At 74.7% G+C, this 24,251-nt stretch carries 16 protein-coding genes and 2 pseudogenes; 10 read left to right on the top strand and 8 right to left on the bottom strand.

Annotation, left to right across the window (positions count from 1 at the left end):
• Positions 1–116: 116 nt before the first annotated feature.
• The 3 genes from AMK25_RS28495 (at position 117) to AMK25_RS28485 (ending at position 3,038) form a co-directional block, all read left to right on the top strand.
• On the top strand, positions 117–1,928 hold the full coding sequence (locus tag AMK25_RS28495; RefSeq protein WP_073831459.1) for a DUF2079 domain-containing protein: 1,812 nt from the start codon (positions 117–119) through the stop codon (positions 1,926–1,928).
• A gap of 70 nt (positions 1,929–1,998) precedes the next feature.
• Positions 1,999–2,640, top strand: a complete 642-nt coding sequence (gene lipB / locus AMK25_RS28490; RefSeq protein WP_043329324.1) for a lipoyl(octanoyl) transferase LipB — start codon at positions 1,999–2,001, stop codon at positions 2,638–2,640.
• A 5-nt stretch (positions 2,641–2,645) separates the two neighbouring features.
• Entirely contained in the window at positions 2,646–3,038 is a 393-nt protein-coding gene (locus tag AMK25_RS28485; protein WP_073831458.1) for a VOC family protein, read from the top strand.
• Positions 3,039–3,589: 551 nt separating this feature from the next.
• Here the strand turns inward: AMK25_RS28485 and aspS are convergent.
• Positions 3,590–4,876, bottom strand: a complete 1,287-nt coding sequence (gene aspS / locus AMK25_RS28480; RefSeq protein WP_073831457.1) for an aspartate--tRNA(Asn) ligase — start codon at positions 4,874–4,876, stop codon at positions 3,590–3,592.
• Between the two features lie 357 nt (positions 4,877–5,233).
• On the opposite strand from aspS, the gene lipA reads away from it, so the two are divergent.
• Both lipA and AMK25_RS28470 read left to right on the top strand, forming a co-directional pair.
• Positions 5,234–6,280: a lipoyl synthase gene (gene lipA, locus AMK25_RS28475; protein WP_198937695.1), complete on the top strand. Its 1,047-nt coding sequence runs from the start codon at positions 5,234–5,236 to the stop codon at positions 6,278–6,280.
• A gap of 60 nt (positions 6,281–6,340) precedes the next feature.
• On the top strand, positions 6,341–8,056 hold the full coding sequence (locus AMK25_RS28470; protein ID WP_241826530.1) for a DUF423 domain-containing protein: 1,716 nt from the start codon (positions 6,341–6,343) through the stop codon (positions 8,054–8,056).
• A 20-nt stretch (positions 8,057–8,076) separates the two neighbouring features.
• Here the strand turns inward: AMK25_RS28470 and AMK25_RS28465 are convergent, their stop codons facing one another.
• Complete coding sequence (locus AMK25_RS28465; protein ID WP_241826529.1) at positions 8,077–11,226, bottom strand: helix-turn-helix transcriptional regulator; 3,150 nt, start codon at positions 11,224–11,226, stop codon at positions 8,077–8,079.
• Positions 11,223–11,393, bottom strand: coding sequence for a hypothetical protein (locus AMK25_RS32510; protein ID WP_174537813.1), 171 nt, complete (start codon positions 11,391–11,393; stop codon positions 11,223–11,225). The genes AMK25_RS28465 and AMK25_RS32510 overlap by 4 nt, the downstream gene beginning before the upstream one ends.
• 215 nt (positions 11,394–11,608) lie before the next feature.
• On the opposite strand from AMK25_RS32510, the gene AMK25_RS28460 reads away from it, so the two are divergent.
• The gene (locus tag AMK25_RS28460; protein ID WP_073831456.1) at positions 11,609–12,298 is read left to right on the top strand and encodes a DUF4191 domain-containing protein; all 690 of its coding nucleotides are present in this window, start codon (positions 11,609–11,611) and stop codon (positions 12,296–12,298) included.
• 60 nt (positions 12,299–12,358) lie between these two features.
• Here the strand turns inward: AMK25_RS28460 and AMK25_RS28455 are convergent, their stop codons facing one another.
• Positions 12,359–12,760: an RDD family protein gene (locus tag AMK25_RS28455; protein ID WP_073831455.1), complete on the bottom strand. Its 402-nt coding sequence runs from the start codon at positions 12,758–12,760 to the stop codon at positions 12,359–12,361.
• Positions 12,761–12,942: 182 nt separating this feature from the next.
• On the opposite strand from AMK25_RS28455, the gene glnA reads away from it, so the two are divergent.
• Positions 12,943–14,367 (top strand): type I glutamate--ammonia ligase, encoded by a 1,425-nt coding sequence (gene glnA, locus AMK25_RS28450; protein ID WP_073831454.1) that lies wholly within the window; start codon positions 12,943–12,945, stop codon positions 14,365–14,367.
• A gap of 58 nt (positions 14,368–14,425) precedes the next feature.
• On the opposite strand, the gene mptB (AMK25_RS28445) is transcribed toward glnA, so the two are convergent.
• Both mptB (AMK25_RS28445) and mptB (AMK25_RS28440) read right to left on the bottom strand, forming a co-directional pair.
• Entirely contained in the window at positions 14,426–15,910 is a 1,485-nt protein-coding gene (gene mptB / locus AMK25_RS28445) for a polyprenol phosphomannose-dependent alpha 1,6 mannosyltransferase MptB (protein ID WP_073831453.1), read from the bottom strand.
• 11 nt (positions 15,911–15,921) lie between these two features.
• The gene (mptB, locus tag AMK25_RS28440; protein WP_073831541.1) at positions 15,922–17,334 is read right to left on the bottom strand and encodes a polyprenol phosphomannose-dependent alpha 1,6 mannosyltransferase MptB; all 1,413 of its coding nucleotides are present in this window, start codon (positions 17,332–17,334) and stop codon (positions 15,922–15,924) included.
• A 36-nt stretch (positions 17,335–17,370) separates the two neighbouring features.
• On the opposite strand from mptB (AMK25_RS28440), the pseudogene AMK25_RS33290 reads away from it, so the two are divergent.
• Positions 17,371–18,249, top strand: a pseudogene (locus AMK25_RS33290) (hypothetical protein); the annotation flags it as partial.
• Between the two features lie 120 nt (positions 18,250–18,369).
• A pseudogene (locus tag AMK25_RS33285) lies at positions 18,370–19,107 on the top strand (hypothetical protein); the annotation flags it as partial.
• A 220-nt stretch (positions 19,108–19,327) separates the two neighbouring features.
• Here AMK25_RS33285 and AMK25_RS28430 read toward each other — a convergent pair.
• Positions 19,328–22,351, bottom strand: a complete 3,024-nt coding sequence (locus tag AMK25_RS28430) for a bifunctional [glutamine synthetase] adenylyltransferase/[glutamine synthetase]-adenylyl-L-tyrosine phosphorylase (protein WP_073831451.1) — start codon at positions 22,349–22,351, stop codon at positions 19,328–19,330.
• Positions 22,352–22,353: 2 nt separating this feature from the next.
• Positions 22,354–23,121, bottom strand: coding sequence for a type 1 glutamine amidotransferase (locus AMK25_RS28425; RefSeq protein WP_073831540.1), 768 nt, complete (start codon positions 23,119–23,121; stop codon positions 22,354–22,356).
• Positions 23,122–23,238: 117 nt separating this feature from the next.
• Here AMK25_RS28425 and AMK25_RS28420 point away from each other — a divergent pair, with 117 nt between their 5' ends.
• Complete coding sequence (locus AMK25_RS28420) at positions 23,239–24,114, top strand: S66 peptidase family protein (protein WP_443189935.1); 876 nt, start codon at positions 23,239–23,241, stop codon at positions 24,112–24,114.
• The last annotated feature ends 137 nt before the right edge of the window (positions 24,115–24,251 follow it).

The following is a 24,251-nucleotide window of genomic DNA, read 5'->3' as shown; positions in this document are numbered from 1 at the left end:
GGCCGTGTTTCGTCACACCGGAATGGCCGCCGCTCACACATTCACGACCGGCGAAGTGTGCGGGCGAGTTTCGTGTCCGGGCGGTCTGCCCAGGTCAGGTTGGTAACGTCCGCTGCGTGCCGTCCTCCCCGTTCCTGGCCACCGGGCCGTCGACGACCCGCGTCCGTGACCGGCGGGCCGACCTGCTGGTGACGCTCGCCGCGCTGGCCCTGGCCTTCTGGGTCACCAGCGGCATGTGGCGTGACCCCAACAGCCGCGCCATCACCGTCAACTCCAGCGACCAGGCGTTGTTCGAGTGGCTGCTGGCGTTCGGCGGGCACGCGCTCACCCACGGGGAGAACCCGCTCTACACCACGCTGATCAACGTCCCGGACGGGGTGAACCTCGCGGTGAACACGTCGATCACCGTGTACGCGGCGGTCTTCGCGCCGCTGACGTACCTGATCGGGCCGCCCGCGACGTTCCTGGTGATCCTCACGCTCAACCTCGCCGCCACGGCGGTGGCCTGGTACTGGCTGCTGAGCCGGTACCTGGTGCGCAGCCGGCTGGCCGCCGGCGTGGGGGCGCTGTTCATCGCCTTCTGCCCGGCGATGGTGTCGCACGCCAACGCGCACCTGAACTGGACCGCCGGCTGGCTGGTGCCGCTGCTGATCTGGGGCGTGTTCCGGCTGCGCCGCCCCGGCCGCGCGGTCACCGGCGGGATCGTGCTCGGCCTGCTGGTGGCGGCCGCGTTCTCGATCGCCGCCGAAGGGCTGTTCTTCACCGCGCTGGCGCTCGGCGTGTTCCTCGCCGTCTGGGCGCTGCACCCGGCCCGGTGGCCGGAGGTACGCGCCGCGCTGCCCCGGATGGCGGCCGGGCTGGGCGTCACCGCGCTGGTCGCCGGGGCGCTGCTGGCGTACCCGCTCTGGCTGCACTTCCTCGGGCCGCAGCGGTTCCACGGCACCGGCTTCGACCCGCTGATCCACTCCGAGGACATCGCCGCGTACGGGTCGTACCCGCGCCGGTCGCTCGCCGGCTGGGCCGGGTGGGGCACGTCGCTGGCGCCCAACCCGACGGAGGAGAACTCGTTCTTCGGCGTACCCCTGCTCCTGCTCGCCCTGGCCTGCTTCGCGCTGCTGTGGTGGCGCGCGGACCGGGCGTTCCGGGCCACCCTCGCGGCGCTCGGGGTGACCGCCGTGGTCTTCGCGGTGCTGTCGTGGGGGCCGACTGTGAAGTGGAACGGCCGCCGTTTCGACCAGACGCTGCCGTTCGGGGTGCTGGACAACCTGCCGGTGATCAACGCGGCGTTGCCGTCGCGGCTGGCGCTCGTGGTCGCGCCGGTGATCGGCCTGCTGCTGGCGTACGCGATCGACTCGCTGCGGGCCCGGCCGCCTCGGCGCCGGGTGAGCGGGCTCGCCTGGGCGCTCGGGTTCGTCGCCGCGCTGCTGCCGCTGGTGCCGACGCCGCTGCTCACCAGCGTCCGCGAGCCGATTCCCCAGTTCATCACCAGTGGCGCCTGGCAGCGTTACGTCCCGCCGGACGGGGTGCTGACGCCGCTGCCGCTGACCGTCGACGTGTATCCGGACGGGCAGCGCTGGCAGGCGTACGCGCTGGCCCACCGGCAGGGTGAGTTCCGCATCCCGGCCGGGTTCTTCCTCGGCCCGGGCGGGCCGGAGGGCCGGGGCCGGATCGGGCCGGTGCCGCGCACCTTCGACTCGCTGATGGATCAGGCCGGCCGGACCGGGCTGGTGCCGATCATCACCGACGGCAGCATCCGCGAGTCCCGGGCGGACCTGCGCCACTGGGGCGTGCGGGCGGTGGTGCTGCCGGACCGGGTGCACGGCGCGAAGTACGACGTCGACGAGGATGCGCTGCGGCGCACCGCCACCGCGCTGCTCGGCCCGCCGGAGCGGGTGGAGGACGTCTGGCTGTGGCGGGTGCCGGACTGACCGCCACCTCGGCCCGATGGCGACCAGGCTCACGGGTCCGGTTCCCGGGGCGCGGGACTAGGCTGGACGGGTGAGCGTGACGACTTCCGGGCTGACCGCCGTCCGTGCCGGCCTGCTCGACTACCAGGCCGCCTGGGACGAGCAGCGCCGGCTGCACGAGGCGGTGGTGGCCGGCGAGCAGGGCGACACGGTGCTGCTGCTGGAGCACCCCAGCGTCTACACCGCCGGCAAGCGCACCGAGCCGTGGGACCGGCCGATGGACGGCACCCCGGTGGTGGACGTGGACCGCGGCGGGAAGATCACCTGGCACGGTCCGGGGCAGCTCGTCGGTTACCCGATCGTCCGGCTGCCCGACCCGGTCGACGTGGTCGCGTACGTCCGCCGCACCGAGCAGTTGCTGATCGACGTGTGCGCCGAGTTCGGGCTGGCCGCCGGCCGGGTCGAGGGGCGCTCCGGCGTGTGGGTGCCGGAGGACGACAGGGGCCCGGCCCGCAAGGTGGCCGCGATCGGCATCCGGGTGGCCCGTGGCGTCACGCTGCACGGCTTCTCCGTCAACTGCGACTGCGACCTCGGCTTCTTCGACCGGATCGTGCCCTGCGGCATCCGCGACGCCGGGGTCACCTCGCTCACCGCCGAGCTGGGCCGGCCGATCACCGTCGCCGACGTGCTGCCGGTGGTCGAGCGGCACCTGCCGACGCTGACGCAGGTCTGAGCCCGGTGCGGCTCGACCTGGTCACGCTCGTCGTCGCCGAGTACGACCCGGCGATCGCGTTCTTCACCGAGGTGCTCGGCTTCGAGCTGTCCGAGGACAGCCCGTCGTTGACCAACGACGGCCGCCCCAAGCGCTGGGTCGTGGTACGCCCACCGGGCGGCGGCACCGGCCTGTTGCTGGCCCGCGCCGACGGCGAGCACCAGGCCGGCGCGGTCGGCGACCAGACCCACGGCCGGGTGGGCTTCTTCCTCCAGGTCGACGACTTCGACGCGGCCTACCGCCGGATGCTCGACGCGGACGTCGAGTTCGTCCGGCCGCCCCGCACCGAGCCGTACGGCCGGGTCGCGGTCTTCCGCGACATCGCCGGCAACCACTGGGACCTGCTCGGCCCGGCCTGACCGCTCCCCCGGCCCTGCCGCGCCTCGCCGTGCACCCGGGCCGTTCGCGGCTCACCCGCGTGGTCCCGCCTTCGGCCGTGGTCCGGCTCGTGGTCCCGCCCGCCCTCGCTGTGGCCCCGCACTCGGCCACGCGCATCCGCTCGACACGCGGTGGCCGACGGCGCCGCCCTCCCGACCCCGCCCCACCGGTGTCACCATGAGTGACATTCGAGAGCCCGAGGCTTACACCCCTCCGCGGACTTTGCTCTGCAGCCGCACACGCGGCGGTGACTCCCGGTCGATCGTTGCATCCATGGCTGCAGAGCAAAGGGCGCAGACACCCATCCCTCCCTCCCGAAGGCTGTTCGCCATAACCCCTGTTCAGAGCCAATCCGCCACCGACAAGGGTGTCCAGCAGCCCCGAACGCACCATCACTTAGCGTCACCTCGGCGCGGCACAGCCTTTCCTCACTCTCGGTGGTCAGGCGCCCAGTCCACGGCACCGGGCAGCGAGACACCGACGAGCACGCGCCGCGCCGCAGCGCGTCGCATGCCCCCACCGGCCGCAGCCGTCAGGGCGTGAGGCGGTGCAGGTCGCGCGGGAAGGCGGTCACCTCCCGGACGTTCGCCGCGCCCGTCAGCCGCGCGACGAACCGCTCCAGCCCGATCGCGAACCCGCCGTGCGGCGGCATGCCGTGCCGGAACGCGTCCACGTACCCGGCGTACGGCTCGGCCGGCTCGCCCCGCGCCGCCAGCGCGGCCAGGTAGTCGGCGTGCCGGTGCAGCCGCTGCCCGCCGGTCACCAGCTCCACGCCGCGGAACAGCAGGTCGAAACCATTGGAGTACGCGGGCCGCGCCGGGTCCGGGTGGGTGTAGAAGGGACGTTTCGCCATCGGGTAGCCGGTGACGAAGAGGAAGTCGCTGCCGTGCTCGCGGAGCGCCCACTCCCCCAGCGCCCGCTCGTGCGCCGGCGCCAGGTCGGGTTCGTCGGCCGGCGCTCCGGCGATCTTCAGCGCGTCGGTGAAGTGCACCGCCGGGATCTCGGCCGGCACCTCCGGCACCGTCACGCCGAGCGTGGCCAGCGCGCCGTCCGCCCGGTCGGCGACTGTCGCCACCATCCCGGCCAGCGTGTCCCGCAGCACCGCCATCACGTCCCGGTGGTCGGCCACGAACCCCAGCTCGACGTCGAGCGACGTGTACTGGGCCAGGTGCCGCGCGGTGTCGTGCGGCTCGGCGCGGAACACCGGCCCGACCTCGTACACCCGCTCGAAGACGCCCACCATGAGCTGCTTGTAGAACTGCGGCGACTGGGCCAGGTAGGCCGGACGGCCGAACCAGTCCAGCGCGAACACGTTCGCGCCGCTCTCGGTGGACGAGGCGACCACCTTGGGCGTGTGCACCTCCACGAAGCCCTGCCCGTCGAGCGTTCCCCGGAACCCGGACACGGCCGCCGCCGAGATCCGCAGCGCGGCGGACCGGACCGGGTGCCGCAGCGCGATCGGCGCGTGGTCGAGCTGCGTGGACAGGCCGGCCGTGAGCACCGGCCGGTACAGGTCGAACGGCGGCGGGACGGCGGGTGGCCCGAGCGGACGTACCGCCGGGTCGACGACCTCGACCCCGGCGGGCGCGGCCGGGTTCGCGACGACGGTGCCGACCACCTCGACGACCGTCTCCTCGGTGAGCGCCTCGACCTGCGCGCGCACGGCGGGCGCGGCGACCACCACCTGGGCGAGCCCGCCGCCGTCGCGGAGGACCAGGAAGGCCACCGACTTGAGCAGCCGGCGGCGGTGGACCCAGCCGGCGAGTCGCACGGTCGAGCCCACCTGGGCGGGAAGTTGAGAGGACAGGATGCGTTGCACGACGACTACCTCCTTGACCAATCGCAACGCGATCCCCAGGGAGGTGTGGGCGAGCGGGAACCTCGCGGTGCCACCACACCTTCGCTCCCGCCGGGGCGGGAGCCTCGTTCGTCGCCTTTTCACCGGGGCCGGCCGGGCGGGCTCTACTGGGCGCGAAGGCGCCGTTCTTCCCGCAGCTCGGGAGGGTCTTCGCGGCCCGGCACCAGACCGCCTCGCAGCAACCGGCGGCTCTCTCGACTGGCGGATCGGTCCGTTACTCGGCTCCGTCACAGCTCTGCCCGGCACGCTAGCACCGGACGCCTCGCGGTGTGACCGGGATTTTTGGCCCTTCGTGTCCGGTGTCACAACGATTCCGGGGTGACGGCGGTCGCCCGCCGTTCATCGACCGGCGCCGACCGGCGTACGCTCGGTTTTGTGACGATCGAGCAATCCGCGCCGACGACTGAGCAGCCCGCGCGCCCCGCGACGGTCGCCCCGGAGGGGCGGCGCATGCTGCGGATCGAGGCACGCAACGCCGAGACGCCGATCGAGCGCAAGCCGCCGTGGATCAAGGTCAAGGCCAAGATGGGCCCGGAGTACACCCAGTTGCGCGGGCTCGTCTCGCGCGAAGGGCTGCACACCGTGTGCCAGGAGGCCGGCTGCCCCAACATCTACGAGTGCTGGGAGGACCGCGAGGCCACCTTCCTCATCGGTGGTGACCAGTGCACCCGGCGCTGCGACTTCTGTCAGATCGACACCGGAAAGCCGGCCGAGTTCGACGCCGACGAGCCGCGGCGCGTCGCCGAGTCGGTCGCCGCGATGGGTCTGCGTTACGCGACCATCACCGGTGTCGCCCGCGACGACCTGCCCGACGGTGGCGCCTGGCTCTACGCCGAGACGGTCCGGCAGATCCACGCGCTGCAGTCCGGCTGCGGTGTCGAGCTGCTGATCCCCGACTTCAACGCGGTGCCGGAGCAGCTTGCCGAGGTGTTCCGCTCGCGGCCGGAGGTGCTGGCCCACAACGTGGAGACGGTGCCGCGCATCTTCAAGCGGATCCGCCCGGCGTTCCGCTACGAGCGTTCGCTCGACGTGATCCGCCAGGCCCGCGCCGACGGCCTGGTCACCAAGAGCAACCTGATCCTGGGCATGGGCGAGGAGCGCGCCGAGGTGTCCCAGGCGCTGCGCGACCTGCACGAGGCGGGCTGCGAGCTGATCACCATCACGCAGTACCTGCGCCCCTCCCCCCGGCACCACCCGGTCACCCGCTGGGTCAAGCCGGAGGAGTTCGTCGAGCTGCGCGAGGAGGCCGAGGAGATCGGCTTCGCGGGCGTGATGAGCGGCCCGCTGGTCCGCTCGTCGTACCGCGCGGGCCGCCTCTACCAGCAGGCGCTCGCCGCCCGCCAGGAGGTCGTCGCCGCCGGCTGAGGCCGGCCGTCGACCGCGTCACCGTCCGCCGGCCGCCCGCCGGATGCCATGATCACAGGCATGACCGCCGGGGTACGCGAGGAGCCACGCGAAGCCGCGCGCCCTCGTACGCCCCGGCGGCTGCCGTTGCCGACGCTGCTCGCGGTGCTCGTCGGGTTCGCCGCTGTGGGCTACCGGCTGGCGCTGCTGTTCGCCGACGTGCCGCCCACGAACAGCGACGAGGCGACGATGGGGCTGGCCGCCCTGCACATCGCCCGCGGTGACGGCTTCCCGGTCTGGTTCTACGGCCAGGCGTACATGGGCACGCTGGAGGCGTACCTGGCCGCGCCGCTCGTCGCGCTGGCCGGGCCGTCGGTGCTCGTGCTGCGGCTGCCCACGCTGGCGCTGTACGCGTTGTTCCTGCTGCTGTCCTGGCGGCTGACGCGGCGGCTCGGCGGTGACCGCTGGTACGCCCTGCTGGTCGTCGCCGTGCTGGCGCTGGGCGCGGACCGGGTGGTGAAGAACCAGTTGATCGCCGGTGGCGGCTATCCCGAGCTGAACCCGGCCGGCGCCGCGCTGGCGCTGCTCACCGTCGGGCTCTGCGTGACCGGGCCTGGTGCGCGGTGGCCCCGCTGGGCGGCCTGGGGGCTGATCGCCGGGGTGCTGCTCTGGGTGGACCCGCTGATCCTGCCGTACGTGCTGACGCTCGGCGTGCTGCTGGTGGCGTGGCGGTGGCGGGAACTGGCCGGACGGGCCGGGGTGGTGCTGGCCGGGGCGCTGCTGCTGGGCGCGGCGCCGATGGTCGTGGACAGCCTCCGGCACGGCCGCAACCCGGTGGCCGCGGTGCTGGCGGCCGGTGGCACAGGCGCGCCGGCGGACTGGGCGGACCGGCTGCACGGCGGCCTGGTGCTCGGGCCGCCGCTGGCGATGGGCTTCTGCTCGCCCGGCCGGTGCGCCACCTGGCAGCTCTGGTGGGCTGTCGCGTTCCCGGTGCTGCTGGCGCTCGCCGCGCTCACCGCGTGGCACACCCTGCGCCGCGCCTCCGGCGGTCCGCGCTCGGCGGAGCGGGTGTCGGCCGGGGTGCGGCTGGCGCTGCTCGGCGGCGCAGCCGGTGTCCTCGCCGCGTACGCGGTGAGCAACGCGGCCGGTCGGACGCCGATCGAGAGCAGCCGGTACCTGTCGTGCCTGGCGGTGGCGGTGCCCGCCCTGCTCTGGCCACTGTGGCAGGCCGCCCGCCCGCTCGCCGCCCGCCCGCTGACGTGGCGGCGCCAGCTCGCCGAGGTGGCGGCATCGGAGGAGGGTGGATACCGCTATCTCCCCGAGGTGGAGTCGATCAAGGCGATCGGCGAGCGGGCGGCCGGGGCGAGAGCCCGGGTGGCGGGTGTCGGGGCGCTGGTGGTGCTCGCGGGCGTGCTCGGGACCGGCGCGGCGGCCACAGTGGAGGTGATCCGGGCGGCGCCCGCCGTGCACGCCGAGGCGGACCGGCACCGCTCGCTCGTGGACACGCTCGGCGCGCTCGGCGTCCGGCACGTGCGCGGCGGCTACTGGACGTGCAACCGGCTCACCTACGCCACCGGCGAGAACGTGCTCTGCGCCGTGGTCGAGGACGACCTGCGCCCCGGGTTCGACCGGCTGCCCGCGTACCGTCGGGAGGTGGCCGCCGACCCGGACGCCGCCTGGGTGGCGCTCGCCGGCTCGCCGCTGGCGGCCCGGCTGGACGCGCGCCTCGGCCCCGAAGCGGGCGCGCTCGACGTCGTCACCGTCGCCGGCTGGCGGATCTACCTGCCGCGCCGCTGACACAGACCCGACGCGGCGCGCTACCGGGCGCGGCGCTGCGCCGGGGCGGGTGGCGGTACGTCGAGCAGGCCGAGGCGGTGGGCCAGCGCGGCTGCCTCCACCCGGTTGGTCACGTCGAGCTTGGCGATGATCCGGGACACGTGCACGCTCGCCGTCTTCGGCGAGATGAACAGCCGCTCGGCGATGCGGCTGTTGCTGTGCCCCTCGGCGACCAGCCGCAGCACCTCCCGTTCCCGGCTGGTCAGCAGGTCCGGCCCGGGTCGCCCGGTGCCGCGCAGCCCGACCCGGCGGGCCAGCGTCGCCGCCTGCTCGCCCAGCGGGGTCGCGCCCAGCCGGGCGGCCACCTCGACGGTCTCCCGTACCGCGGCGGCCACCTCGTCCCGCTCGCCCGCCGCCGCGGCCGCCTCGGCCAGCCCGAGCAGCGCCCGGCCCAGCGGGTACGGCTGCCCGGCCGTCCGCCACGCCGCCACCGCCGCCCGCCAATGGGCGAGCGCCCCGGCGGGACCGGTGGACGCGAGCCCGGCCAGGACGGCGGCGACGTCGGCCGCGTACGCCTGCTCGGCCGGGTGCCGGGCGGGCAGCGCGGCGGCCGTCGTGGACACGTCGGCGGCGAGCGTCGCGTCACCGGTCAGCGCGGCGGTACGCGCCACCGCGCTGAGCACCGGCCAGCCCTCGCGCGGCAGGTCGGCCAGGTGCGGGTCGGCCAGGGCGGCGCGCGCCGCGCGTACCGCTTCCAGCTTGTCGTCGGCGGAGAGCGCGGCCTCGACGCGCAGCTCGTGCAGCGGCAGCCGGTGGTTCGGCCACAGGTAGGGGCGGCTGAGGAACGCCAGCGCCCGCCCGACGACCTCGTCGGCGGCGGGATGGGCGCGGGCCAGGTGGAGCCCGGCGCGCAGTTGCAGCCAGTGCAGCCCGGAGACGCCGGGCGGGTCGATGCGGGCCGCCTCGGCGCAGGTGCTGTCCGCCTCGTCCCAGCGGCCCAGCGCGATCAGCGCCTCGGCCCGGTTCGACAGCAGGTACGCCCCGATCGAGCGGCTGATGCCGACCCGGCGCGCCTCGGTCACCCCGGCCGCGGCTGCCTGTTCGGACTCGTCGTAGCGGCCCAGCTCGTAGAGCACGTCGGAGAGGAAGACCAGCGCGCTGACCAGGGCCCACGAGTCACCTGCGGCGCGGGCCCGCGCCTCGACCCGGCGCAGCTCGGCCAGCCCGCGCTCCGGGGTGCCGTCGAGGCGGTGCAGCAGGGCGATCCGGGTGGGCAGCAGCACCAGGTCGGTGCCGACCTCGGAGGCGCCGGCCGCCGCCTCGGCGGCGACCGAGGCGGCCTCGCGCGGGTCGACCTTCATCAGGTGCGACGCGATGTCGGCCAGCACGGCGAACCGTTCCGCGCCGTCGGGGGCACCGGCCGCCAGCCGGTACGCCTCGCGCAGCTCGGCCGCGCCGTCGCTCTTGCCGAGCAGCGCGAACAGCCGGCCCCGGTGGTCGAGCAGGCGGGCGGCGCGCAGCGGCTCGGCATCGGGGTCGACCTCGGCCAGCGCGGCCCGGGTGAGCGTGAGCGCCCGGCTGAGGTCACCGGCGGTGACCGCCGCGGTGAGCGTCTCCTCCAGCACCCGCAGGTGGTCCATGCCGAGCCGGTCGGCGGCGTCGGGCACCTGCTCCCACAGTTCGAGGACGCGCTCCAGCAGCCGGCTCTGCTCGGCGTACGCGTACCGGTCGGCGGCCGCCTCGGCGGCGAGCCGGGCGGCGGTGAGCGCGCGCGGGTGGTCGTGCGCCGCGTACCAGTGGTGGGCGATCTCGGCCGGGGCGCGACCGGCGGCGACCAGGTGGGGTTGGGCCTCGATCGCGGCGGCGTACCGGGCGTGCAGCCGCGCGTGCTCGCCGGGCAGCAGGTCGTCGTGCACGGCCTCGCGGACCAGCGCGTGCCGGAACTCGTAGTCGCCGTCCGGGTCGGCCACCACGAGCTGCCCGGCGACGGCGGCGCGCAACGCGTCCTCCAGCTCGGCCTCGGGCAGGCCGGCCACCTCGGCGAGCAGCTGGTGGGCGAAGCGGGTGCCTCCGGCGGCGGCGATCCGCAGCACCCGCTGGGCCGGCTCGGGCAGCCGGTCGACGCGGGCCAGCAGCAGGTCGCGCAGCGTCTCCGGGATGGCGGCGCAGCCGACCGGGCCACCGGCGGCGGCCAGCTCCTCGATGAAGAACGGGTTGCCCTGGGTGCGTTCGTGCACGTCGTCCACGGTCCGGGCGTACTGCTCGATGCCGAGCAGGTCGGCGAGCACGGCGGCGGTGCCGTCACGGTCGAGGCGGCCCAGTTCGATCCGGTCGACGCCGCGGACCCGGTCGAGCTCGGCGAGGAACGGCCGTAGCGGGTGCCCGCGGTGCAGCTCGTCGGTGCGGTACGTGCAGACCACCAGCAGGCGGGTGGCGCGGGCGGCCCGCACCAGGAAGCCGATCAGATCGCGGGTGGAGCGGTCGGCCCAGTGCAGGTCCTCGATCACCAGCACCAGCGGGCGTTCCTCGGCGAGCCGCCGGAACAGGTCGGCGACCAGGTCGAACAGGTAGCCGCGCGGGGTGTCGGCGAGGGCCGGCCCGGCGGGCGCGGCGGCCGCGGCGGGCATCCGGGCCAGCTCCGGCAGCAGCCGGGCGAACTCCGCCTCGTAGCCGGCGAAGGCGGCCGGCCCGTCGTGGCGCAGCACGTCGCGCAGCGCGGCCGCGAACGGGGCGAACGGCAGGCCGGCCTCGCCCAGCTCCAGGCACTGGCCGACCAGCAGCCGCGCCCCGGCGGTGTGGACGTGCGTGCCGAACTCCTCCAGCAGCCGGGTCTTGCCGACCCCGGCCTCGCCGCCGACGAGCACCGTTGTCGGGTCGCCGGACCGGGCCCGGGCCAGTGCGTCGCCGAGCACTGTCAGCTCGGGCCGGCGGCCGACGAGGACGGTGCTGGCGGCGCGTACTGTCACGCCGTCGAGCATGCCACGGCCCCCCGACGGCCCGGCCCGGCCGATCGGGCGGTGGACGGCCGCCGGGCCGGCCGCCCCCGTGACGGCCGGACCGGCGAGTTTCCCTACGGCACCGGCCGCGCCCACGAACCCGGTGACGGCCGGACCGGCGAGTTTCCCTACGGCACCGGCCGCGCCCACGAACCCGGTGACGGCCGGACCGGCGACGGCCGCCGGTGCGGTCACCGGCGGGCGTCGGTGGTGCGGGCGTGGTGCTGCCGGCGGCTCAGCCAGCCGCGCGGGTGCCGGCGGGGCAGCGACCGGGCCAGCCGGTCCTGCGCCGCGTCGGCCTGCAGCTCGGAGGCGTGGCTGCGGTGGATGCTGAGGATGAACTCCGCGTCGTTGCCGAACATGTCGGATCTCCCTGTCGTGCGTCTGTCGTCCCTGTCGAGATCCACTTTTCGCGCGAAGGTGCCCCCGGCGCATGGGTACGCAGCCTGATCTTTCCCCCGGCGGCCTCCTTACCTGAGGGCCGGCCGGGGCCGGCGCGGCCGTAAGGTACTCAGCCCGCGCCGGAAGGGGCGGCCACGGATCAACGTGACGTGCGCCGACCACTAGACTCTGCGGCATGGCAAAGCCCCAGGAGAAGGTCTCGTTCGGCCAGCGGCTGAAGCAGATCGGGATGGTGTTCCGGTTCACCGCCAAGCAGGACAAGTGGTTCGCGCCGCTGACGGCGGCGGCGGTGCTGATCCCGCTCGCGCTCACCGTGGTCGCGGTGATCGCCTGGGGCTGGATCTGGCTGCCGATCGGCATCCTGCTCGCCCTGCTGGCCGTGCTGATCGTGCTCAACCTGCGCTCGAACAAGGCGATGATGAACGCCGCCGAGGGGCAGCCGGGCGCGGCGGCGCAGATCATGGAGAGCATGCGCGGCGACTGGCGGGTCACTCCGGCGGTCAGCTCCACCACGCAGATGGACATGGTGCACCTGGTGGTGGGCCGGCAGGGCGTGATCCTGCTGGCCGAGGGGCACCCGCAGCGCGTGCGTGGCCTGCTCGGCCAGGAGAAGCGCCGGCTGGCGAAGGTGATCGGCACGGCTCCGCTGCACGACTACGTGATCGGGCAGGGCGAGGGTGAGCTGCCGGTCCGCAAGCTGCGGATGACGCTGATGCGGCTGCCCCGCGCCCTGTCCCCGAAGGACGTCAACGCCCTCGACAAGCGGCTCAAGGCGCTGACCGCGCGGCCGCAGATGCCCAAGGGCGCGGTCCCGAAGAACATGCGGCCGCCGCGCGGCGCGTTCCGGCAGACCCGGGGTCGCTGACCTCCGGCGTACGCGAGAAGGAGCCGGTCCCGTTCGGGGCCGGCTCCTTTCTCGTGCGGGTCAGCGGCGCGGCGCGTCGGTGACGACGGAGCCGGCGAGCCGGTCGTGCAGGCCGCGCCGGTGCTCGTCCATGAGCAGGGCCGGCACGACGAGGGCCAGCAGGAATCCGCGCAGCAGCCCGCGGAGCAGCCCGATCCGGCCGCCGTCGGCCCAGGCGACGCAGCGCAGCCGGGTCAGGTACATGCCGGGGGTCTGGGCGAACAGGCCGATGAAGAAGCCGTACTCCAGGATCAGCACCAGGACCGGCGGCCAGCCGTCGCGGACCGGGTCGGAGAAGGCCCGGGCGACCATCAGGCACAGCACCCAGTCGATGATCAGGGCGCCGAATCGGCGGCCGAGGCTGGGCGGGGTGAAAGCGGGGTCGGTGGCGGGCGGCACCGGTGTGGCGGCGGTATCGGTCACAGCGGCCAGGGTAGCGCCGCCGCGACCCTCAACGAAAATTCCGACATTCCGCACCAGACGGCGCAGGATGACGCTCCGCAAGCGACGTAACACGGCGGAAACAGACGAGACACGGCAGGGCAACCCCCCGGCCATAGCGTCGCCAGTAGTTAGCTACCGGAGTGGACCTGCCAGGAGGACGTGTGTTCGCCAATTCCGAGGAACTCCTGCGATACCTCGCCAACGAGGACGTGAAGTTCGTCGACGTACGTTTCTGTGACCTGCCCGGCGTGATGCAGCACTTCAACCTGCCGGTCGAGTCGTTCGACGACAGCGTGTTCACCGACGGCCTCGCCTTCGACGGCTCCTCGATCCGCGGGTTCCAGGCCATCCACGAGTCCGACATGCTCCTGCTGCCGGACGTCGCCACCGCCTTCATCGACCCGTTCCGCACGCAGAAGACCCTCGCGCTGAACTTCTTCATCCACGACCCGTTCACCCGCGAGGCCTACTCCCGCGACCCCCGCAACGTCGCCAAGAAGGCCGAGGCCTACCTCGCCGCCAGCGGCATCGCCGACACCGCCTACTTCGGCGCCGAAGCCGAGTTCTACATCTTCGACTCCATCCGCCACGAAACCTCCGCCCACCAGTCGTTCTACTACATCGACTCGATCGAGGGCGCCTGGAACAGCGGCCGGATCGAAGAGGGCGGCAACCGCGGCTACAAGACCGCCTACAAGGGCGGCTACTTCCCGGTGCCCCCGGTGGACCACTACGCCGACCTGCGCGACCGGATCGTGCGGCGCCTCGTCGACGGTGGCTTCACCGTCGAGCGTTCGCACCACGAGGTGGGCACCGCCGGCCAGTCGGAGATCAACTACAAGTTCTCCACGCTGCTGCACGCCGCCGACCAGCTCCAGCTGTTCAAGTACATCGTCAAGAACGAGACCTGGGCCGCGGGCAAGACCGCCACGTTCATGCCCAAGCCGCTCTTCGGTGACAACGGCTCCGGCATGCACACCCACCAGAGCCTGTGGCGCGGCGGCGAGCCGCTGTTCTACGACGAGACCGGCTACGCCGGCCTGTCCGACACCGCCCGCTGGTACATCGGCGGCCTGCTGCACCACGCCCCGTCACTGCTGGCCTTCACCAACCCGACGGTGAACTCCTACCGCCGCCTGGTGCCCGGCTTCGAGGCGCCGGTCAACCTGGTCTACTCGCAGCGCAACCGCTCCGCCTGCACCCGCATCCCGGTCACCGGCAGCAACCCGAAGGCCAAGCGCGTCGAGTTCCGGGTGCCGGACCCGTCCAGCAACCCGTACCTGGCGTTCTCGGCGATGATGATGGCCGGCCTGGACGGCATCAAGAGCAAGATCGAGCCGCCGGCGCCGATCGACAAGGACCTCTACGACCTCCCGCCGGAGGAGTGGGGCGACGTCAAGCAGGTCCCGGGCTCGCTGCCGGAGGTGCTCGACGCGCTCGAGGCCGACCACGACTACCTGCTCGACGGCGGCGTGTTCACGCCGGACCTGATCTCCACCTGGGTCGACTGGAAGCGGGCCAACGAGGTCGACCCGGTGCGCCTGCGCCCGACCCCGCACGAGTTCGCGATGTACTTCGACTGCTGAGCACGCTCGTCAGCACCGGCCGGGCCGGCTCCGCGATGGCGGAGCCGGCCCGGCCGTTTCACGCGGCTCGTCGGCGCAGCGCCCGGACGCCGGTCACCGCGACGACCACCACCAGCACCGTCATCAACACCGCGCCTGGTGCCTTGGTGAACCGGGCCAGGTTGGTCCCGTCGGGCAGCGTGAGCAGCGAGACCACCGCGCAGGGGGCCACGAACCAGACCTCCCGGGCCAGCGGCACCGCCGCTACCGCGAGCAGGGTCAGCGGCCAGATCGCGTACCAGGGGTGGAACACCGGCGCGAGCAGCACCGTGGCGGTCAGCGCCAGTCCCGCGCCGAGCAGCGCCACCCGGGGCCGGGCCAGAGTCAGCCGGGCGACCCGCTGCCGGGCGTCGTCGAGCCGCCGCAGCCTCGTCCACGCCCGCCACCAGAGCGCCACCAGCGCTCCGGCCAGCAGCGCCAGCGCGACCGTCCGGGCCACCGGCACCGCCGCCGGCCGCCGCCCGGCCAGCTCGCCGGCGTAGTCGATGACGAACCCGATCGCGGTGGGCGGCGAGGTCCACTGCTGCGAGTCGCCGCTGTGGCCGAGCCCTCCGATCCAGCCCAGCCCGAGGCCGGTGGCGAGCGAGACGACGAGCAGCGTGCCGAGCACCGACGCGGCCAGTTGCCCGCCGTCGCGCAGCAGCGCCCGCCAGGTGTAGCGGCCGAGCACGGCGGCGAGCGCCGCGAACGGCAGCGCCACCGCCGCCACCGCCTTCACCGCCACGGCCAGGCCCAGCAGCACCCCGGCCACCAGCAGCGCACGCGGCTTGCCCGGCCGGCGAACCAGCACCAGCAGGCCGAGCAGGAGCAGTCCGAGCGCAAGCGCGTCGTTGTGCGCCCCGGCCACCAGGTGGATCCCGACCAGCGGGCAGGCGAGCACCAGCCACGCGGCCCGGCGTGTGGGCACCCCGGCGGCCCGGGCCAGGCCGGGCAGGCAGAGCGCGGCCAGCAGCACCCCGGCCACCGCGACCAGCCGCAGCGCCACCACCGTCCCGATCAGGCCGCCGCCGGCGAGCACGGCGAGCCCGGCCAGCAGGACGAAGAACGGCCCGTACGGCGCCGGGGTGTCCCGCCAGATCGGCGACACCGAGTCGGTCCACGGGCAGCCGGCCGCCGCGACCCCCACCCGGTACGGGCTGAGCCCCTGCGTCCACGTCCAGCCCTGGCAGGCGTACGAATAGACGTCGCGGCTGCCGAGCGGCGGCGCGGCGAGCAGCGGCAGCGACCAGAGCCCCGCGGTCAGGTACGCCCACCGGCCGGACGGCGCGCCCCACCGCAGCGACCACCAGGCGCCGACCAGCAGCAGCGTCCCGGCCAGCCAGCAGCCGAGCGTCAGCGGCCCGTTCGGGGCCGCCCAGATCGCGGCGAGCGTGCTGCGCGGGGGCGGACCGGGCAGCGCGCCGCCGAGCCACCCGGCGGCGGTGAGCAGCACCGTCCCGGCGAGACCGGCGTAGCGGGCGACGGCGGCGGCGATCGGCCGGACCGGTCCGTCGACCTCGCTCACCGGCACACTCCTCAGTCCGCGGGAACCGGCTGCCGGCCCTTGCGAGCCGACCGTACCAACCACACGACCACCCCGATCACGAACAGGGTCATCAGCGGCGCACCGGGCATCTTGCTGAACCGGGCCAGCCCGGTACCGTCGGCGAGCACCAGGAACGACGACACCACCGTGACGATCGAGAACCAGAGCGTGCGGTGCGCGGTCGCGGCAAGCACCGCCAGCGGCCACAGCCAGTACCAGGGGTGGAACAGCGGGGACAGCGCGACCGTGGCGGTGAGCGCCAGCGCGGCGTGCCAGAACGGCTCACCGCGACGGAACGACCGGAACCAGAGCCAGACCAGCACGCCGATCAGCGCGACCATGCCGATCGCCCGGGTCACCGGCAGCGCGTCGACGTGCACCCCGAACGGCACCAGCAGGTAGCCGACGGTCTGCCCCACCGCCGTCGGCGGCGACGTCCAGGCCACCACCAGGCTGCCCTGCTCCAGCCCGCTGATGAAGCCCAGCCCCAGGCCGGAGACGACAGTCACCCCGGCCAGCGCCACGAGCGACCCGCCGACCACCCACCCGCCGTCGCGGACCAGCGACCTGATCCGGTACGCCCCGACGATGGCGGCGAGCGCGGCGAACGGCATCACGACCAGCGCGGTGACCTTGACGGCGGCTGCGAGTCCGAGCAGCGCCCCACCGGCGAGCAGCGGCCAGGGCCGGCCCGGGCGGGCCGCCACCACCGCCAGCCCGGCCACGAGCAGGCCGATCATCAGCGCGTCGTTGTGCGCGCCGGAGACCAGGTGCACCGGCACCAGCGGGCTCGCAAGCGCCAGCCACAGCGCCCGCCGCGGCGGCACCCCGCAGCGGCGGGCCAGCACCGGCAGGGCCCACGCGGTGAGCGCCACCCCGGCCACGGCGAGCAGCCGGAACAGCGCGACAGCGCCGAGCAGCGACCCGGTGGCCTCCACCACCGCGCCGGCGAGCAGTACGAACAGCGGCCCGTACGGCGCCGGGGTGTCCCGCCAGATGAAGGAGATGGTGTCCAGCCAGGGGCAGGGAAGCGCTGACACGCCCTGCTCGTAGGGGTTGATCCCGGCCGAGAAACTGGCGCCCTGGCAGCCGTACGCGTACACGTCCCGGCTGCCCAGCGGCGGCGCGACCAGCATCGGCAGCAGCCACAGCGCGACTGTGACCAGCACCCAGCGCGACGACGGCACCCGGTCCCGCAGCGACCACCAGGCCCACGCCAGCAGCGCGGTGCCGACCAGCCACAACCCGATGGTCAGCGGCCCGTTCGGGCCCTGCCAGATGCTGACCGGGGTGGGACGCAACTCGCCGTCGGGCAGGGCGCCGCCGAGGAACGCGGCCACGGCGAGCAGCACCGAACCCGCCAGGCCGATCCAACGCGAGAGGTGGTGAGACACGCCCGACATGCTGCCAGTACGGTGGTTCGCGATCAGGAGGTGGGCATGCGGGGCGGTCGGGTGGTGGCGGTGTCCGCCGCGTTCGCGCTCGTCCTGGCCGTGCTGTATCTCACCCTGCCGGTCACCGGCTCGGACCTGTCCGCCCAGGTCGCCCGCGCCGACTTCTTCGCCGCGCACCCGTCCGCCCTGGTCGACCTGCGCTGGTACGGCGGCGTGCACCCGTGGGGCTACAGCCTCGTCTCGCCGCCGCTGATGGCGCTGCTCGGCGTACGCGTCACAGGCGCGCTCGCGCTGCTCGCCTCCGCCACCGCGTTCGCCGCCCTGCTCGTGCGTACCCGGGTGCCCCGCCCGCTGCTGGGCAGCCTGGTCGGCGTGCTGACGATCGCCGGCAACCTGGTGTCCGGCCGGGTCACCTACGCCCTCGGCGTCGCGTTCGGCCTGGCCGCGCTGCTCGCGCTCACCGCACCCGCCCGCCGCACTGCCGCGGCCGACCCGGCCGGTGCAGCGGGTGGCGGCCGGAGCGTCTGGGCGGCCGTCGCCGCCGTTGTCGCCGCGCTGCTCGCCTCCGCGGCCAGCCCGGTGGCCGGGCTGTTCGTCGGGCTCGTCGGCGTCGCGCTGCTGCTGACCCGCCGGTACGCCGACGGCCTGCTGCTCGCCGCACCCGCGGCCGGGCCGCTGGCCGTGACCGGGCTGCTGTTCGGCGAGGGCGGCTGGATGAACATCAGCCGCACCGACACCGTGCACGCCGTGGTGACGAGCCTGCTGGTCGCGGCGCTCGTGGCGTACCGGCCGGTGCGGGTAGGCGCGCTGCTGTCCGCGGCCGGGGTGCTGGCGTCGGCGTTGCTGCCCACGCCGGTCGGGCTGAACGCCACCCGCCTGGTGGTGATGTTCGCGCTGCCGCTGCTGGCCGCCGCCGCGACGCCACCGGCATGGTTCACCGCAAGCCGCCTCAGCGGTCGACTCGGCGCGGGCTGGGGCGGCGCGGGCCGACTCGGGGCGGGCCGGGGCGGCGTGGACCCGGACAGCGAGGGCCGTTCCGACAGCGGCCCGCGTGGCACGGGCCGACCCGGCGAGGGTCGGTCCCGCCGGGCGGTCGGCGCGGCCGGGCTGGCCGCCCTGCTCGCCGTCGTCTGCTGGTGGCAGCCGCCGGTGGTCACCGCCGACCTGCACAGCGCCGACGATCCGACGGCCGACCCGGCGTACTACACGCCGCTGCGCGCGGAACTGGCCCGGCGCGGGCTCACCGGACGGGTGGAGGTGCCGCCGACCCGCAACTACTGGGAAGCGGCCCGGATGGGCGAGGTGCCGCTGGCCCGGGGGTGGCTACGGCAGGCCGATATCGACCGCAATCCGCTCTTCTTCACCACTGTGCCCGGCGCGGACGGCACCGGCATTCCGCTGACGCCCGTCACCTACCGGGACTGGCTGGCCGACAACGCGGTGCAGTACGTGGCAGTGCCCGACGCCGAGTTCTCCTGGGTGGGGCGATCCGAGGCGAAGCTGGTGGAGCTGGGCCAGCCGTACCTGACCGAGGTCTGGTCGGACCGGCACTGGAAGCTGTACGCGGTCGCCGACCCCACCCCGATCGTCGGCGCACCGGGCGAACTGGTCCGCCAGGACGGCGCCTCGATCACGTTCCGCGCCCCCGCCGCTGGCCCGATCCGGATCCGGATCCGCCACACCCGCTGGCTCACCGCCTCCGACGGCGCCACGGTCACCCGAGACGGCAAGTGGACCACGGTGACGGTCCCCCGAGCGGGCACCTACACCCTCACAAGCTGACCCCGGCGCGAGATCTTGGTACGAAATGGCCCCCATAGGGGCCGTTCTCTACCAAGATCTCTCGGCTCTCCCGGGATGCGGAACGCTCTTCTCGCCTGTCGAGACAAGCGCCAGCAGAGGCGTAGCTAGGGCTGCAAGTGCAAGATCTCCGAGGGCAGGGCGAGACCGAGGGCAGGCTGGCTGGCGCAGCGCAAGCAAGAGGCGTGGGCGAGCGCAGGGTCTACAGGGGTGACTCCAGGATGCGCTGGACGACTGTGCGGGAGTGGCGGCCGGTGCGCAGGTACTCGTCGAGGAACTCGCCCTGGTCCTCGCGCCCCAGCAGCCGCACCACCCCGGCCAGCTCCACCCCGTGCCGGGGTAGCTGGTCACCGGCCCGGCCGCGTACCAGCATCAGCGCGTCGCGCACCTCGGCGGCGAGTGTCCAGCCGGCGGCCAGCTCGGCGGCGTCGGTTGCGTCGAGCAGGCCGGCGTCGCGGGCGGCGGTCAGGGCGTCGAGCGTACGGGTGCCGCGCAGCTCGGGTATCCGGCCGGCGTACCGGAGCTGGAGCAGCTGCACGGCCCACTCGACGTCGGCGAGCCCGCCCCGGCCCAGCTTGGTGTGGGTGGCCGGGTCGGCGCCCCGGGGCAGCCGCTCGGTCTCGACCCGCGCCTTGATCCGGCGGATCTCGATGACCTGTTCGCGGGTCAGCCCGTCGGCCGGGTAGCGCACCGGCTCGATCATCGCCTCGAACTCGGCGCCCAGGTCGGCGTCGCCGCAGACGAACCGAGCCCGCAGCAGCGCCTGCGCCTCCCATACGCGCGACCAGCGCGCGTAATACTGCGCGTACGCGGCGAGGCTCCGGACCAGCGGGCCCTGCCGCCCCTCGGGGCGCAGGTCGGCGTCGACGCCGAGCGGCGGGTCGGGGGCGGGCGCGGACAGCAGCCGGCGCAATTCCTCGGCGACGGCGTGCGCCGCCGCGCTCGCGGTGCTCTCCTCCACCCCGGGCGGCGGGTCGTAGACGAACAGCACGTCGGCGTCGGAGAGGTAGTTGGACTCGTACCCGCCGAGCCGGCCCATGCCGATCACCGCGAAGCGCAGGCCGGGCGGTCCGGGGTGGACGGTACGGGCGGCGCGCAGCGCGGCGGCGAGCGTGGCGTCGGCGACGTGGGACAGCGCGGTGCCCACCGCCGTCACGTCGACCACCGTGGGCCGGCGTTCCCCGCCGCCGACCGGGCGGGGGGTGAGCGGGGCGAGTGAGCCGGCGCGGCTGAGCACGTCGGCGGCGGCGATGCGGACCAGTTCCCGGCGGCGCAGGGCGCGGACCGCCCGGATCGCCTCGACCGGGTCGTCGTGCCGCGCGGCGGCGGCGGCGAACCCGTCGACGAGCGTCTCGCGCGGGCGCGGGGTCAGTTCGCTGTCCTCGGCGAGCAGCCGCAGCGCCTCCGGCTCGCGGGACAGCATGTCGGCCGCGTACCGGGACGAGGAGAGCACCCGGGCCAGGCGGCGCGCGACAGGGCCGGAGTCGCGCAGCAGGCGCAGGTACCACGGGGTGCTGCCGAGTTTGTCGGACACCTGCCGGTAGTTGAGCAGACCGCGGTCCGGCTCGGGGGCGTCGGCGAACTCGTCGAGCAGCACCGGCAGCAGCGTGCGCTGGATCGCGGCGGTACGGCTGACCCCGCCGGTGAGCGCCTGCAGGTGCCGCAGCGCGCCGGCCGGGTCGGCGAAGCCGAGCACCTCCAGCCGGTGCCGGGCCGCCTCGGGCGTGAGGCGCAGCCCTTCGGCCGGTACCCGGGCCACGGATTCCAGCAGCGGCCGGTAGAGCAGTTTGGCGTGCAGCCGGCGTACCTCGGTGGCGTGGGTGACCCACTCGGCGCGGAACTCCTCGACGGCGCTGCGGCCCGGCGTGGCCGCGTAGCCGAGCGCGGCGGCGAGCCAGCGCAGCGCGGCCGGCTCGGTCGGCACTGTGTGGGTGCGGCGCAGCGCCTGGAGCTGGAGCCGGTGCTCGACGGCACGCAGGAAGCGGTAGCCGCGCAGCAGTGCCTCCCCGTCGGCGCGGCCGACGTAGCCGCCGGCGACGAGCGCGCGCAGCGCCGGCACGGTGCCCGGCACCCGCAGCGACTCGTCGCCCCGGCCGTGCACGAGCTGCAGCAGCTGGACGGCGAACTCGATGTCGCGCAGCCCGCCCGGACCGCGCTTGATCTCGCGTTCCAGCTCCTTCGGCGGCACGTTGTCGAGGATCTTGCGGCGCATGGACCGGACGTCCTCGACCGCCTCGGGGCGTTCGGCGGCGGTCCACACGAGCGGGGCCAGCGCCTCGATCCACTCCCGGGCCAGCTCCAGGTCGCCGGCGGCCGGGCGGGCCTTGAGCAGCGCCTGGAACTCCCAGGTGCGGGCCCAGCGCTTGTAGTAGGCGAGGTGGCTGGCGAGCGTGCGGACCAGCGGCCCCCGGTTGCCCTCGGGGCGCAGCGCCGCGTCGACCGGCCAGGCCACCAGGCCGCAGATCTGGATCAGCCGGGTGGCGACCTGGGTGGCGGCGGGCAGGTCGTCGTCGGTCGCGGAGACGAAGATGACGTCGACGTCGGAGACGTAGTTCAGCTCGTCGCCGCCGCACTTGCCCATCGCCACCACGGCGAGGCTGGGGCGCGGCGTGCCCTCGGGCAGCTCGGCGACGGCGATGTCGTAGGCGGCGGCCAGCGTGGCGTCGGCCAGCCCGGACAGCGCCGCCATGGTCTGCTCCAGGCCGCGCCCGCCGGTCAGGTCGGCCGCCGCGATCCGCAACAGCGCCAGCCGGTACGCCTGCCGCAGCAGCGGGACCGCGCCGGTCATGTTGGTGAGCCGGGCGGCCACGCTCAGGTCGAGCCGGCCGTCAGCGGTGGGGGCGAGCCCGTCCGGCTCGGTGGCCAGCACCGCCCACTGCCCCGGGTTGGCCACCAGGTGGTCGCCGAGCGCGGAAGAGGCGCCGAGCACCGCGATCAGCCGGCGGCGCAGCCCGGGGTCGGCGGCCAGCGCGTCGCGTACGGCCACCTCGTCGCCGGAGCGCCGCTCGGACTCGACCATCCGGTGCAGCTGACGCAGGGCCAGGTCCGGGTCGGCGGCGCGGGACAGCGCGGCGAGCAGCTCGGCGGCGCGTTCGTCGGCCGGCTCCTGCGTGTCGGGCCGCCACAGGGCGAGCCCGTCCGGGCCGAGCAGGTCGGCGGCGCGCGTCGCGCCGTCACCCTCGGCGAATCCGTAGCGGGCCAGGCGCCCGCGGGCCGGCCGGGTCACCGTCAGGCCCCGAGCAGCGGCAGGCTGCGGCGCGGGTTGTCGTCGCCGAGTTCGCCGAGCGCGAGCGCGGCGAACCGGATCGCGAACGGCTGCCACGCCTCCTCGACGTCGGCCATCACCCGGTCGCAGGCGGCCACCACCAGCTCCGGGTCGTAGTCCAGCTCAGCGAGCACCGCCGAGTCGCGGGACCACTCGGCGATCATCGCGGTGTCGCACTCGATGTGGAACTGCAGGCCCCAGGCCCGGTCGCCGAGGCGGAACGCCTGATGCGGGTAGCGGGTGGACGCGGCCAGCAGCGTCGCGCCGTGCGGCAGCTCGGTGATCTCGTCGGCGTGCCACTGGAGCACGTCGGGCATCAGCGGCACGTACCGGAACAGCGGATCGTCCTCGGCGGCGTCGCGCCGGCCCACCAGCGCCGGGCCGATCTCCGGCCCGGACGGGCTGCGCTCGACCAGGCCGGCGTGCGCGGTGGCGAGCAGTTGCGCGCCGAGGCAGATCGCGAGCGTGGGCACCCGCTGGCGGACCGCCTTGCGCAGCAGCCCTTCCAGCGCCGGGAACCAGGGCGCGCCGGGGGCGCCGTCGGGCCCCGGGTACGCCTGCTGGTCGCCGCCGAGCACCACCAGGGCGGCGTATCCCTCCAGGTCGGCGGGGAGCGCGTCACCGGCGTGCGGACGCAGGACGCGCAGCTCCAGGCCCCCTTCGGTGAGCCACTCCCCCAGGCGGCGGAGGTCGTCGGTCGGGTCGTTCTCGATCACCAGCGCGGTCGCCACGACGTCGAGGCTAGCCGGTACGCCCGACAGCGGACCCTTCGGCTCGGCGGCACTAGGCTGCCGATCGTGCCCGACGACTGCCTGCGCCCACCGGCCCTGCGTCCCGGTGACGCGGTGATGCTGGTGTCCCCGTCCGGACCGACCCGTCCCGAGCGGGTGGCCCGTGGCATCGAGCTGCTGACCGGCTGGGGGCTGCGGCCGGTGCCCGCGCCGAACGCGTACGCCAGGCGGGGTTACCTGGCCGGCGACGACGCGCTGCGGGCCGCGGACCTGAACGCGGCGTTCGCCGACCCGGAGATCCGCGGCGTGATCTGCACCCGGGGCGGCTACGGCGCGCAGCGGGTGGTCGACCTGATCGACATGGCGGCGGTACGCCGGGACCCGAAGGTGGTGGCCGGGTTCTCCGACATCACCGCGTTGCAGTTCGCGCTCTGGCGGGGCGCCCGGCTGGCCGGCGTGCACGGCCCGGGGGCCGCGTGGCGGGACGAGCGCACCCCGCTCCGCTCGGCGGAGTCGCTGCACGCCGCGCTGACCAGCGCCGAGCCGGTGACGGTGGCGGCTGTCGAGGCGGAGGAGACGTACCCGGTGCGGGTGCCCGGGCGGGCCGAGGGCCGGCTGCTCGGCGGCAACCTGTGCCTGATCACCGCGTCGATCGGCACGCCGGACATGCCCGACCTGACCGGGGCGATCCTGCTGGTCGAGGAGGTGCAGGAGCCGCCGTACAAGGTCGACCGGATGCTCACCCACCTGCGTCGCTGCGGCGCGCTGGACGGGATCGCCGCTGTGGCTGTGGGCCAGTTCACCGAGTGCGCGGACGACTGGGACACGACTGTCGTGGACGTGCTCACCGACCGCCTGGGCGACCTGGGCGTACCGGTCCTCGGCGGCCTGCCGATCGGCCACGGCCCCGACCAGCTCACCGTCCCGGTCGGTACCCCCGCGGTTCTGGACGCCACCACCGGCACCCTCACCGTGACGTCCGCCGTCCGCTGACGCCGAGCCCCGGCCCCGGCCCCGGCCCCAGCCCCAGCCCCAGCCCCAGCCCCAGCCCCAGCCCCAGCCCCAGCCCCAGCCCCAGCGATCATGAAGTTAGCGGCAGTTCAGAGATGGCGGGGTCAAGGGGTGAGTGC

It is taken from the genome of Micromonospora sp. TSRI0369 (assembly GCF_001905625.1).
In the GTDB taxonomy this organism is placed as follows: Bacteria; Actinomycetota; Actinomycetes; order Mycobacteriales; family Micromonosporaceae; genus Micromonospora; species Micromonospora echinospora_A.
Note: the sequence above shows the minus strand (reverse complement) of the source record. Positions and strands in the feature narration are given on the sequence as shown.

Coding starts and splice junctions, on each gene's coding strand:
- AMK25_RS28420 (WP_443189935.1), top strand. CDS start 23,239: ATGCTGGTGTCCCCGTCCGGACCGACCCGTCCCGAGCGGGTGGCCCGT.
- AMK25_RS28470 (WP_241826530.1), top strand. CDS start 6,341: ATGACCGCCGGGGTACGCGAGGAGCCACGCGAAGCCGCGCGCCCTCGT.
- mptB (WP_073831541.1), bottom strand. CDS start 17,334: ATGTCGGGCGTGTCTCACCACCTCTCGCGTTGGATCGGCCTGGCGGGT.
- AMK25_RS28460 (WP_073831456.1), top strand. CDS start 11,609: ATGGCAAAGCCCCAGGAGAAGGTCTCGTTCGGCCAGCGGCTGAAGCAG.
- AMK25_RS32510 (WP_174537813.1), bottom strand. CDS start 11,393: ATGTTCGGCAACGACGCGGAGTTCATCCTCAGCATCCACCGCAGCCAC.